Source organism: Bacteroides sp. AF32-8BH (genome assembly GCF_003435205.1).
Taxonomy (GTDB): domain Bacteria; phylum Bacteroidota; class Bacteroidia; order Bacteroidales; family Bacteroidaceae; genus Bacteroides; species Bacteroides ovatus.
Genome location: NZ_QVLZ01000005.1, coordinates 72,485 through 86,432, shown reverse-complemented (window position 1 = coordinate 86,432; position 13,948 = coordinate 72,485). Strand labels below are relative to the sequence as shown.

Here is a 13,948-nt window from a genome sequence, read left to right as displayed (position 1 = left end):
ATTGATTTAATTTCCAAACACAATTGTCTCTCCCGATTTCATCACCTTCTCCGTAATCTCACTGGTAAAAGGATTATCAAGTCTCATCCGACCGCCTTTTTCCGAAGTTACAGTAATAGAAGCCACTTCTCCATTGACATACGAAGCCGAAACCAGAAAAGCTCCCATCGCCCGCAGATTCCGGAAAGAAACATTTTTCCAGGAAGTAGGCAGAGCAGGAAATACCTTGATGATTCCCGTATGGCTTTGAAGTAGCATCTCCTGTATCGCTGCAGCACAGGCAAAATTTCCCTCCAGCGTAAACGGACGATAAGTATATTGTGAATACCCATTATCGGTCTGATCCCCATTCAAATGGAAACTATTGGGCGAACAAAAAGCATTCATAAAAATATGCAAATTTCTCAAAGCCCCATTACCATCTGCTACACGGGCTTTCATATTCGCCAGCCACGCATAAGTATAACCTGTCCAGTAATCCGGACCCAGATCTTCCACATTTTTGATAGAACGTAAAATAAGATTAGTCGCTTTAATTCCCTGACTGACATCAATAAGCCCAAAGGGATGAAACGACAACAGATGTGAGAAATGACGATGAGATTCATCCATTGGCTTTCCGGGAGCTATCAGCAATCCGCTCTCATCTACTGCTTCATCCGGCCATTCATCCAACTGCCGGGCGTAATGAGCCGCTTCATCCATCAATCCCAATGCTTCCGCCATTTCTTTGGCAACCGTATAAGTAATGCGGATATTAGCCAAGTCATAATTAGTAGTATTCATAAACCAGGCATCTATCCGGTTATCATTGATTTCGGGAGAGGAAGATAACGGTAACTTACGCTTACCCTGCTTGTCGTATATCGAAACATTTTCAAAGAAACGTGCCACCTCTTTCACCCAAGGATAAGCCCGTTCTTTCAGGAATTGTAAGTCCATGCCATACTTCCATTGTTGGTAAAAATGATAAGACAGCCATCCGGCCGTAGTAGGTGAATGAGAGTACGGATTCCACCCACCGATAGGCTGACCTGTCAGAGTGGCAATACATGGCACATTCAATCCTTCTACCTGAAAAAACTGACGGGTAAACTGCTCCGAATTTTCTTTAATTTTCCACAGCCAATCTGTAAATACAGCAGACTCTTCCAAATGATTAGCAGTATATCCCGCCCAATAACTTAATTGTGTGTTCAGGTCACTGTGGAAATCTCCTCTCCATGGTGGAGTCTGTCCATTATCCGCTGTCCATATTGCTTGCAGACAGATAGGAGGTGCATTCTTGCGGGAAGCAGCAGCAAACTTATACATTTCCAGGTACCATTGTCTCTCCAAGAGTGTATCCGGCAGACTCACAGAGGATTGTTTCCAATATTGTTCCCACCAGTTCTGATGAGAGGCCAATGCTTCATCAAAACTAATATTCAAATGATCTGCCCTACCGGTATCTCCCGAGTACCAAGTACCTTTAGAAGTCACATAATATCCACCTTCCAACACTCCGGTATGTGGTTGCTCCCATTGCAAACCAATTTCATAAGAAACATCTCCCCACGCTTGTTGCCGGTAAAGTAATCTTCCGGGAGCAGGAGAAGTAATGGTACCCGATTGATACCCTAATGCCGCCAGGTCATTTACACCGGGCTGATGATCTGACTCGGTAACACGTCCCTGATAAAGTGGAGCTAATAATTCAGGAGAAAGAGTATCCGGCAGATTTACAAAACGGAAACGCCCCCCGTTTCCCTCCGCAGGAATAAAAAAACGAGCTTGCACACCATTCTCCCAAAGAATAGTACATACCGCAGTTGCCAAATCCAGCGCCACTTCCTTTACTTTACCTAATTTATGAATATCAAATTCCAGAGCTCCGGCAGGAATTTTAGTAGGAGCAGGATCATTGGCTGTCCGGTCATCAATCAATGCGTATACGGGCCGCATATCTTTTTTACGGATCACCTGGTCGCAGATAAACCGATAGGTATGATCAGGCGATTTAAATGCCTCCACCGGACGTAAATCCCAAAGATCAGCACGGTCGATAGCCAACCGAAGTTTACCATCTTTCTGCCAGAGTAATCCTCCTGTCAGACCATTACCTAAAGGGATAGCCTCATCCCAACGTTGAGGCAGCTCTGTCAGATTCAGACCATGACAAGATTGAGGCAGTTTGCTCTCCTCTTCACTGCTTGTACATGAAGTAAACAATCCCAGCCATAGAGTCACCGTAAACAGCATATATTTTACATCCACCCTCATTTTCAATCAAGCTATTTAAAAAGTACTAAGCAATTTTCGACCATTACGAACCATCTGCGACGCATTTTGTCCATTCAACTTTTCGGGCATGAAACCGGACACCGTCTGATTCAGTTTTTTCAGTTTAGCCACCTCGCCATTTTCTGCAAACTCCTTACGGAGTATTCTGATTTTTTCAGCATCCTGAATACCTTCCACCAAACGTTCCATCCGGATACTACTGCTCCCCGGATATACCAGATAACAGTCTCCGGCTGCCCAAGAACGGAATCGGGAATCGTGAAGCGGATCTTTCGTCCAACTGTTGTATGCCCATCTCAAATAACCATCATATCCTCCGGCAACAGCATGCCACATCAGCCAACTGGCTTCAGCCGGTTCGGAGAAAGTAAAAGTGTTGGGATAGGCTTCAATACAGCAGGTATACACAGTAGAGAGCTTTCCACTCCTCCTCCGCTCTTCCCTTACCGAGTCCGGTAACGTATGTCCGTATGCCAGACAAAGATCATACATTTTCGGTTCTATCTCCGGATAATAGTCTCCGGCTCCGGAAACCTTATATCCGGCATCCGCACGAAATATCAAATCGAACGCTTTCTGCATCATACTTTTTTCCCGCTCGTCCATGGCAATAGTCGTTTTCTCGAACCACCCCTTCTGACGTAAATGCCCTGCAAAATCTTTTAAAAAACTGAACCAGTAGTCTTCATAAGCGGCCTCACCGGGTTTGGCTTCTACAAAGCGAATACGATTGGTAGCCTGATCGTAATAATCAAACTTCAAGGCCCACGGAACCAATGTATAGCAATTAATCTGACGATCGATCCCCAAACTCATCATAAACTCTACCCAACGGTCGAACACGGTATAGTCATACACCCAACTCCCGTCTATTTTCTTCATACGGAATACCATACTGTCAAAAGGATCTTCTGTCTGTCCTGCCCATGGATGATGCATTACCGAGGCTGTGATTACTTTCTGCCCGGCATTTGCCAACTGCTGCATCAAGGGTTTCATAATATCGAAATGCTGCCGGCTCCACAAAGGAACATTATAATAGCGTGCCACAGCATACGGGTTCTGCCATAAGTCAAGATGAAAAACCCATTGAGCAGGGTCGGGCAATGTTCTTTTTTGCACATTGATTTTCATCGGAAGACGCACATCGGCAAAATTCTCTCCGGAGACAGTCAAGGCTCCCTTATAAACTCCACTGGGAATATCTTGCGGCACCCATATATTTACCCATAGAGGTTGCGTACACTGCGCCTCAATATCCAGTGATTTACGGACTTCAAGCACATCCGCAACGAGAGAAGAATCCCAGTCAGCCTTATTGGGACGGTCACTGCAACCACTTTTGCGATCCTTATTCAATTCGTCCGTCCAAACATAACCGACAAAACTAGCAGTAGTTGCCGAAGCGGGAATTACATTTTTCCCGCATTTCAAGTCGCTAACAGCTATACGGACATTCTTTAAAGGTTGCCTTGTCCATAACACTGCTTGTGCATTGACACGTTCGCCTTTCCATGCATCAGTTTCCCATTGCTTGTTTCCTTGTCCTGCCGGAACTTCATTACGGGGATAACGCACATCGGTACTTCCCCACTGCAAAATCAAATCCTGTGTCTGCCGTTGTTGCGCCCCTACAGAAGAGACAACTAACATCAGTAATGACAGACTCGCTAAAAAATTCTTATTCATAGTGTTTTATCTCTTGGTATTATATACGATCAATTTTACTCAAGGAACAACCAGTTCAGTCCAAACAGTTCTTTCCGAGGAGTAACCGCAGGACGGACATGGATGGTATAAATTCCGGCATGTGGAAATTTAACCTTGCCCAAATGACGGGTATAGAATTCCTCGAACCCTTTAGGCCCTGCTAAAGTCTTTGCCTCAATCATTCCCGCACCTTCCACTTCAACCCAATAAGGCTGACCTGCTGAAAGCGAATCACAAGAATAGCAGATAGTCAGCTCCCTTTCACTCTCTTCCGGGATATATACTTTCCAGGAGGCACGGCTATCCATAGAGTTCCATTTACGAATACTAGTCGGAGAAATATAACCGACACCAGTGACATCCGTCCCCGTAGCCCGTTCCACTCCTCCTGTCAGAACTGCTTTCGCCTGTCCCATCTGAATACCTCCGAAATTAATTTCACCACAAAAACCATTTTCTGCCTGTACCTCTCCTTCAACCTCCAATTCAACAACCGAATCATAGCCTACCGGCTCACGTACAGGTCCCTGCACATGAAGTAATAATCCTTTCTGGATAAATGTGATTTTTTGATCTCCCAAAGAAGGAATACATGCTTTCAGCACTTTGTTTTTCAATCCATTGACCCGGATTATCCCATCCGAGGGCCACTCAAACACATGCAAATAAATTTTCGTCTTATTTCCTTCAGTACGTTGGGTTATAAGCCCCCAATCTTGTGAGTCTTCTGCAAAGGGAGAAGGATAAGTGCCATGAAACCCGACTTTATTCTTATGTATCATTTCTCCAATTTCACGTATACGGGTTTTGATTTCCGGAGGAATAGAGCCATCGGCACGGGGGCCAATATTCAACATAACATTTCCTCCTTTATATATCCCTTTCACAATCTCACGGACAAAGTAAGTAGTAGAACGCCAGTTCTGATCATCACGGTTATATCCCCAAGTGTGATTAAAGGTAGCAGCTGTTTCCCAAGTATGCCCCAACGGTTGGTCAGGGAACTGATTATCTCCCATCGTTTGGAAGTCTACTCCATCATCACCCACTTCATGAATCCCCAAACGGGTATTCACCAGCACTGTAGGATCCAACTGGCGAATCATAGCAAGCATATCACGCATCTGTTTTTCCGTCATCTGCCCCTCGGCAACAGGATCTGCACGCCAACAGTCAAACCAGAATAATTTAACACCATACTCTTTGATTAATTCGGCTACTTGCGGCATCGCTTTCTCACGCCAATATTTATCATAAGCTTCTTCAGTAGGCAGTTGCCGATAAGGTGCATCAATCTCTCCACGTCCGGCAGCTATACGGTCAAAATGGGTTTTCTGTTCATCTGCATAATCCCAGTCATTATTACGTCCGTTCATATCTCCCCAATCCAGCCATTGAGAATAGTAGGCACACAAAACAATGCCATGTTTATCACACTTTTCCTTCAAGCACTTCAACACATCAAAATGAGTACCGGATAAGTTTCCATAAGTATAATCGCTTACTTTGGAATTCCAAAAAGCGACTCCATCATGATGTTTTGTCACAAAAGTAAGATACTTGAATCCTCCCTCTTTGGTAGCAATCACCCAGTCTTCTATCTCTTTTTCGGAGATAGGCATACGTTTTGCCATCTTGTCCCAATCGGCCTTCTGCACTTTATTATGGCAGCGTATCCATTCGGCATATTCCGAGTTTCTCACCTTCTCACCATAAAAACGACCGGCTGCCGGAGTACACAATGACCAATGAATCATTATGCCGAGCCGCGCTTCTTCAAACCACCTGACTCTCTCTTTTTGTGTACGGGGCAGAACTTCTTTTTCGGGAGTTTGCTTGTTACAACTCAATAGTAACAGACTTGCAACAAGTATAAACCAGATTCTATTCATAACTACTTTCTTTTTATATTAGATTTGTTACAAAAGTAGGTCACATAAAAGTTTCCATGTGACCGAAAGCGTACAATACAGGGTAACTCTGCGTACAAAACAACGTATTTCTCACCTTTTTCTTAAATGAACGCTAAACTATCCGGAAGACTTGACAAACGCCTTTTTTTGTTGTATATTTGTAGACATAACGTATTACTTAAAGTTTAACATGGAAGATATAAATCTATATAAACATCTATACCCCACTTTGGAAAAGTATAATATTACAACAATTCACTTAACTGATTCTTGTAAAAGCTAGAACATAAATAATTCTCTGAAGGCTTAAGGCTGCAAACTCTGATGGGGTTTTCAGCCTTTTTTGTTGCATAAAATTGAGTAGAAACTACTAAAACGACAGATGAGAGTTTATAATAAACTCCAGACCCGTTTATAATAAACGATGAAGGTTTTTATTATAAACTAAAAAAGAGTTTGTGCATAAATGGTAAACTATTTTCAATAGAGAATAAAGACAAGAAAACGAATAAATGGTTTTAGCCGGGATTAATAGTAAATATTAAACACAAACCTGTCGTTCATAAATCCGGAATGTCAATAGCCTGCGTCGCTATCTGCATCCACAATCACTCTTCGTCTTTTTCGACTTGCTCTTCATCTTCTTTTCCCTTATTCCTATATCCTAAAGGACTTACTCCATAAGCCTCCTTGAAACAACGACCAAAATAACGCGGTGAGCTGAATCCGGTCTTATCGGAGATTTCCGAAATACTTAGGGTCAGATCACTCCTCAATAAGAAAGCGGCCCGTTTCAAGCGAACGGTAGAAAGGAATTCATTAGGTGTCTGTCCTGTGATACCTTTTATTTTCTGAAAAAAGTAGGTGCGGGACATACATAACTCACGAATCAGCTCACTCAAACTAAATTCAGAGTTATCCATGTTCCGTTCGATAATCTCCATGGTGCGTTCCAGTAAATCCTCGTCCATAGGATTAGTAGCCAGTATCCGTGCAGGCGCTTGAGGTTGCTTGCTGAATTTCTCTTGTAAGATACGCCGGCTGTTTACCAGATTATTGCAACGGGAGATAAGCAGACTGGTATGGAAAGGTTTCGTTATATAATCATCCGCACCGGTACGCAACCCCTCCAATGTATGCTCAATCGCAGTACGAGCTGTAAGAAGCACCACGGGGATATGACAGGTGGCAAAATCCGACTTTATCTCCTTACATAGTTCGGTCCCCGTCATTCGGGGCATCACTACATCACTAAGGATAATATCCGGCTGTTCCTCCCTACCTTTCTGCAGCCCTTCTTCTCCGTCAGCGGCAGTCAATACTTCGTAATAGGGTGAGAATAACCCTGCCAACATTTCACGCAACGAATCATTATCTTCCACGATCAGCATTTTAGCACCTTTGATACGTTCTTTTACCGGTTCTTCTTCCAGTTCCTCCTGCCCTGTGATAAGAAACGCATCTGTTTTTACTGCCGCCACTTCATTTTTTGTTATTTCATCCAACTGTTCATCAGTGAAATGCTCTTTACCCAATTTCAGAGTAAGAGTAAATACCGTTTCCTCATCGGGAATACTGTTTGCAGTCAAAGTGCCATGATGAAGTTCCGCCAACCCTTTGCTCAAGGCAAGACCGATGCCAGTACCTTCAGATACAGTAGAGCTTTTCTCTACCTGATAAAAGCGGGTGAAAATCTTCTCCAGTTCCTCCGGCTCAATCCCTTTCCCACTGTTCCGCACTTCAACTACTGCTTCATCGACATTTCTGTAGACATGAATCACAATGGTACCGGATTGAGGCGTATATTTAAAAGCATTAGAAAGTAGATTACTAATAATTTTCTGTATCTGACGTGCGTCATACCATACCTCCAAATCCTCTTCCTCCTTCACGAAGCTAAAATCAATCTGACGGGTAGCCGCATATTCCGCATAGAGCAAATAATTCTCATATAAGAAATCAATCAAATTGTGCCTGCGGACTTTTATCTTCATGTGCCCTTGCTCTTGTTTGCGAAAATCGAGTAACTCTGAAATCAACTCCCGAAGCTGAATACCGTTCTTATAGACATTCAGTAATTTATTATAAATGGAAGGAGCAAAGGCCTGCATCTGCAACAATGTCTCCATCTGCCCTATAATGATCGTAAGCGGTGTGCGGAATTCATGAGAAATATTCGTAAAGAAACGAAGTTTGGATTGGTTCATCTCCTCCACATCACGGATATGCTGCTGTTCATATTTCAGTGATTCGCGAAGATGGAAACGCGTCTGATAAGTCCTGATTACATAATATAAAAGTCCGCCGACAATTGCTATATAAATAAGGTACGCCCACGTCGTTTTATAGAAAGGCGGCAACATGCGAATATCCAACCGGTAATCTGCCTGAAACGCTTTATTCTTACCAATCGATTTAATCAACAACGTATAGTCTCCGGCAGGCAGATTAGTATAGGTGATTGTATTCTGTCCGCGTGTGCTGGTCCAGTCCTTCGAGAAACCATCTAACCGATAAACGATTTCATCTTTGTTTGCCGGAAGATAATTGGATGTCGCAAACTCGAAACTGAATATCGAGTGATTACTTTTCAATACAATAGAAGAAGCATCGTAAAGAGAAACCGGAAGAATCCCTGAATTATCGCCTACATGAACTTCATTTCCATTCACCAACAACCGATCAGGAATAATCCGGTAATGCTTGTATATAATGTTCAACTGTTTTTCATAGAAAGAAACCATACCGTTCATTCCTCCCAAAAAAATTTCTCCATCCTTAGTCTGGCACAAAGAGCCTTCATTTAAAGTAGTGAAAGGAAAGCCATTGGCATGATTGTAATTACTGAACGTCCGGTTAACCGGATCAAAAATACAAAATCCCTGATTGGTAGTCAACAAAAGACGTCCGTTTTGAGATTCACAAACAGCGTATACGCAGTCACTACCCAGTCCATCCTGCCTGGATGTAAAGCGTTCAAAATCATTTGTTTCAGGACGATACAGATTCAGCCCTCCTCCCATCGTACTTAGCCAGATCCGCTGGTTCCTGTCCTCTGCAATACAGGTAACCATATTATCGCTTATACTATTCTTTTTATTCAAATCAAAAGAATAAAGCGTAGACTCTTTAGTGTCCATATTATAACAATACACACCCTTACCCTCCACTGCTATCCAAAGACTTCCCTTTGAATCAATCTTAAGATAATGCGCCAGCTCATTAGTCAACAAGGTAAAGGTAGCTGTTTCCGGATGGAAAAGATACACTCCGTCATAAGAAGCAATGGCTAGTTGATCCTGATAGCCTATAATACTCAATACCACATCTGATGCATGGTCCTCCTTATTCACGCTATAATGTAAGAAACGCCCGGTCCGCAAGTCCAATTTATTGAATCCTCCCTGATGGGTACCAACCCAGACTGAATTGCGTTGACGATCATAATACAGACATTTAACTTTGTTTTGTGAAAGGCTGTTCATTCCTTCCATATGCCTGTACCACTTAAATTCTTTTGTCCGGCGATCATACAAATTCAATCCTCCTCCTTCCGTAGCAATCCAGAGTTGCCCTTCTTCTCCTTCAATAATAGTCCCTACAATGGGAGAACTAAGTCCCTCCCGTTCATTCTTAGACAATTTATAATGAGTATATATCTTATAATCGGGATTAAAATAGTTGACTCCTCCGAAATAAGTACCTATCCAAAAGGTTCCCTGATGATCTTTGAGAATACTGAATATGGAAGAATCACTCAAGCTGCCGGGAGCATCCGTAGTAGTAAAATGAGTAAAGACTCCGGTTTTCTTATCCAGTTTATCCAGTCCCCGTTCAGTACCTATCCAAAGATTCCCCTGATCATCTTCACAAACATTACGGACGGAATTGTCAGCAATACAGTTTACACTTCCCGCCTCCCTTTGATAATGGGTTATCTTCCCATTCCTGGAAATACGGTATAAACCATTATCCCACATACAAACCCATATATCTTCATTGGAATCCTGATAAAGATTATAAATATAAGTACCCGCAAAAAGATGTTGTTCCTCTTTACCCTTCGGATCCATAACATAGAGGCCATCGTTGTAGGAGCCAATCCAGAATCGTCCGGACTTATCCTTCAACAAACAATTAGGCAATACCTGTCCCGGAAAGTTACAATAGGGCGTTTGTATTCCGGTTGTTTCCTCCCTTTCATAGATCCTGCCATACGTACCCATAAACAATTTGCCATCACAATAAGTAATAGCGGTCATCCACTCTTTCTGTTTGTCGGAAATGTGAGTGAATGTTTCGGTCTTCATATCGAGTTCGCTGACTCCTTCTGTAGTAAGCACATATATCAGCCCCTTTCCGTTGCCGCAGATTCTTCTGACAGTACGTCCCAGTAAAGTGGTCGGGTTCCCTTTTTCCTCCTTATAAGTTTTAATGCGATTACCATTATAAACATTCAGGCCATCCCGGGTTCCAATCCAGATTTGTCCCCATTCATCATTATAAAGTGCATATACGGTAAATTGCGAAAGTCCGTTATCGGTAGTCAGATAATTGAAAGACATATCCTGTGCGTAAGCCGAAGGAAAAACGGCAAAGCAAAAAAGAAAAAATAGCCGGATTATGATCGTCCTATTCCTCATAATGGTGTATTCATATAAATTAGTATTAGTTATAAAGCACTATATCGCCCCGGTTCTGTATGCAAAATTAGTTTTCTTTCTGCATAATTCTCCGATAAAATTAGATATTTTAGGGCGAAATTGCAGATTTGTACGGAAAATGCCACTCGTTTGTACGGTAAGTAGAGACGGACGGACGATTAGTGACGAGATTTGCGTATCATTTTAATCGTAAATTTAATAATCATGAAAATGCATGTACCAGAAAGCAAACGAATCATGTCGTTATTGATCATGCTGCTAACTACATCTTTTGTCTTCGCCCAAGTTACCGTCACAGGTAATGTTCGAGATGAAAGAGGAGATGAAGTCATTGGAGCTACCGTATTACTGATCGGTAGCCAGCACGGAGTGATCACAGATGTTGACGGGAATTTCAAGCTGAATGTTCCCAATGCAAAAACAGCCGTTTTACAAATTTCGTATGTCGGCTATGAAACACAAAAAATTGCCCTTAAAGGCAAGACTAAAATCAGTGTAACCTTGGCAGAAGTAGCCAATGCACTGAACGAAGTCATGGTAGTGGCATACGGTACGCAGAAAAAAGAGACACTGACAGGTGCTATCTCTTCTGTTAAAACCGACGGACTGCTCCGTTCTCCCAATGCAAGTATTGCAAGTTCACTAGCCGGACAAGTAACCGGATTATCTTCTGTCTCTACCAGTGGACAACCCGGAAAAGAAGATCCTTCTATTTATATCCGTGGAGTAGGCTCGTTGACAGAAGGTGCTTCTTCTCCTCTTATACTGGTAGACGGAGTAGAACGTTCATTCTTCCAGATGGACCCGAACGAAATAGAAAGTGTCACGGTATTGAAGGACGCATCAGCAACAGCTGTATTCGGAGTACGCGGTGCCAATGGTGTTATCCTGGTAACCACCCGTCGTGGTCAGGAAGGAAAGGCTACAATCTCTATCACTTCTTCCGTCGGTGTCCAACAACCTACCCGTATATTAAAGATGGCAGACAGCTACACTTACGCCACCTTATTTAATGAAATGAATGATAACGACGGAAAAAGCAAACATACCTTCGATGACTATGCACTGGAACGCTTCCGTCTGGGTGACGACCCCATCATGTATCCGAATATGAACTGGAGAAAATATATCATGAAAAACTCGTCCATACAGACACAGCACAATCTGAACATAAGCGGAGGAACTGACCGCGTGCGTTACTTCATTTCCATGGGTTTTTTATGGCAGGACGGACTTTTCCGACAATTTAAAGAACTGGATTACAATAATAATTATAGCTATACCCGATATAACTACCGAGGTAACCTCGACCTTGACATCACCAAATCTACGTTGCTGAAAGTTGGTCTAGGAGGTATCGTCGGTATCACTCACGAACCGAATGACCAGGATTATCCTTACGGATTATTCTCTCTCATCAATATGGCACAGCCATTCAACAGCCCGGGTATCATAGACGGCAAACTCGTACTGACCGACCCGGGAAAATATGACGGTGTCCTGATGGACAACAATGCATTGGGACGCTACTATGGACAAGGATATGACCAGGCAACCAGCAATACCATGAACATGGACTTGCAATTAACCCAAAAGCTTGATTTCATCACGAAAGGATTATCCGTAGAAATGAAAGGGGCCTATAATACTTATTATGTGTTTAAACAGAAACGTTATGGCTCGGTAGAAACCTATACTCCGTATTACCAATCGGCTTTGGAAAGTCCGGGACTTGATATCAATGATCCATCTTACAACAAAACGATTGTCTATCGTGTATCCGGCCAGAACAAACGCTTGAGTTACAGTGAAGATAACAACACAAGAGGGCGTGACTGGTACTTTGAAGCAAGTTTGCGTTATAACCGTAAATTCGGCGGACACAATGTCGGAGGACTTTTACTGTATAATCAAAGCAAAAAATACTACCCCAAAACTTTCACGGAAGTACCCACCGCTTACGTAGGATTAGTGGGACGCCTGACTTATGATTACAAATCCCGTTATGTAGGTGAATTCAATTTCGGATACAACGGTTCCGAGAACTTTGCACCGGAGAAACGTTTTGGTTTCTTCCCTTCCGGTTCTATCGGTTATGTAATCTCTGAAGAAGCATTCATGAAAAAACAGAAAGTAGTGGATTACTTGAAACTGCGCGCTTCCATCGGTCTGGTAGGTAATGACAATATCAGCGACAATCGTTTCCTTTATCTATCCAACTCCTGGCTGGTAGACCAGCTACCCAGTGAAAAAGATTACTGGAACGCTTACAAGAATGGCTACAATTTCGGTTTTAATAATGGCAACATGATAAAAGGAGCAATTGAAAGTCGTATCGGTAATCCAAATGTCAGTTGGGAAACAGCTTTGAAGCAAAACTATGGTATTGATGTCAACTTCCTCAACAATCGTCTGAAGGTTAGTGCCGACATTTTCTTCGAAGACCGGAAAGATATTCTCATTAAAAGACAGACTATTCCTATCACTACCAATCTGACAAGCGACAACTTGCCGGTAGTAAATATGGGACGTGTCAAAAACCATGGATATGAAATAGATCTGAAATGGGAAGATGTCATTAAAGGCAAACTTCACTACTATATCAACGCCAATGTTTCCTATAACAGAAACAAGATTATCTTCCAGGATGAAGTGGAACCCAACGAACCCTACCAATGGAGAACCGGACAACCCGTCGGAACTATTTTCGGCTACGTAGCAGACGGATTCTACAATGACAGCGATTTTGAGAATGGCAAACTAAAAGAAGGACTTCCGAAACCAACCATGGATGTATCTCCGGGTGATGTGAAGTATACCGATTTGAACGGCGACGGTCTGATTACTGATGACGACCAGCGTGCCATTGGTAATCCTACACGTCCTGCCTACACCTGGGGGTTGAACTATGGAGCGGACTATAAAGGCTTTTTCTTCTCCATGAACTGGACGGCTGCCACGGAACGTTCACTGGTTCTTGACTATTTCTTCCGTAAACCATTCGGAAACAATGCCAACAATGCCCTGATGCAGTTCCATGCAGATAACCGCTGGACACCGGCAACAGCAGAAACTGCCACCGTACCGCGTTTTGCCACCAAGTCAATGGACTACAACAGTTACACCTCTTCTTTATGGGTGAAGAACGGGAACTTCCTGAAATTGAAAACACTTACAATCGGATATAACTTCAAAGAACGGAAAGCACTCAAGAAACTGGGAATATCCCAATTAGGTATCAAATTTAGCGGATACAATTTGTTGACTTTCGACAGTTTCAAAATTATGGATCCGGAATGTACACCGGGGCTGACTGACTCTTATCCGATTATTAAAATCTATAATATAGGAATAAACTTAACTTTCTAAGCCATCTAA

The 13,948-nt window shown here is 42.7% G+C and carries 5 protein-coding genes; 1 reads left to right on the top strand and 4 read right to left on the bottom strand.

Annotated elements, in window-relative coordinates; all coding sequences use genetic code 11:
* Positions 1-6: 6 nt before the first annotated feature.
* From DWZ47_RS05060 to DWZ47_RS05045, 4 genes are all read right to left on the bottom strand, one after another.
* Positions 7-2,262 carry a glycosyl hydrolase family 95 catalytic domain-containing protein gene (locus tag DWZ47_RS05060; protein ID WP_117512445.1) on the bottom strand — a complete coding sequence of 752 codons (2,256 nt, stop codon included), beginning with the start codon at positions 2,260-2,262 and terminating at the stop codon, positions 7-9.
* A gap of 15 nt (positions 2,263-2,277) precedes the next feature.
* Positions 2,278-3,936, bottom strand: a complete 1,659-nt coding sequence (locus DWZ47_RS05055; protein WP_233525006.1) for a DUF4091 domain-containing protein — start codon at positions 3,934-3,936, stop codon at positions 2,278-2,280.
* A 71-nt stretch (positions 3,937-4,007) separates the two neighbouring features.
* A complete protein-coding gene (locus DWZ47_RS05050; protein ID WP_117512443.1) occupies positions 4,008-5,885 on the bottom strand; it encodes an alpha-L-fucosidase in 1,878 nt (625 codons plus the stop codon).
* Between the two features lie 629 nt (positions 5,886-6,514).
* A complete protein-coding gene (locus tag DWZ47_RS05045) occupies positions 6,515-10,549 on the bottom strand; it encodes a two-component regulator propeller domain-containing protein (RefSeq protein ID WP_117512442.1) in 4,035 nt (1,344 codons plus the stop codon).
* Positions 10,550-10,822: 273 nt separating this feature from the next.
* Here DWZ47_RS05045 and DWZ47_RS05040 point away from each other — a divergent pair, with 273 nt between their 5' ends.
* Entirely contained in the window at positions 10,823-13,939 is a 3,117-nt protein-coding gene (locus tag DWZ47_RS05040) for a SusC/RagA family TonB-linked outer membrane protein (RefSeq protein ID WP_165860887.1), read from the top strand.
* Positions 13,940-13,948: the final 9 nt, after the last annotated feature.

What these genes read in the sequence shown, in the direction of transcription:
- DWZ47_RS05050 (WP_117512443.1), bottom strand. Translation starts at nt 5,885, where the DNA reads ATGAATAGAATCTGGTTTATACTTGTTGCAAGTCTGTTACTATTGAGT.
- DWZ47_RS05040 (WP_165860887.1), top strand. Translation starts at nt 10,823, where the DNA reads ATGCTGCTAACTACATCTTTTGTCTTCGCCCAAGTTACCGTCACAGGT.
- DWZ47_RS05060 (WP_117512445.1), bottom strand. Translation starts at nt 2,262, where the DNA reads ATGAGGGTGGATGTAAAATATATGCTGTTTACGGTGACTCTATGGCTG.
- DWZ47_RS05045 (WP_117512442.1), bottom strand. Translation starts at nt 10,549, where the DNA reads ATGAGGAATAGGACGATCATAATCCGGCTATTTTTTCTTTTTTGCTTT.
- DWZ47_RS05055 (WP_233525006.1), bottom strand. Translation starts at nt 3,936, where the DNA reads ATGTTAGTTGTCTCTTCTGTAGGGGCGCAACAACGGCAGACACAGGAT.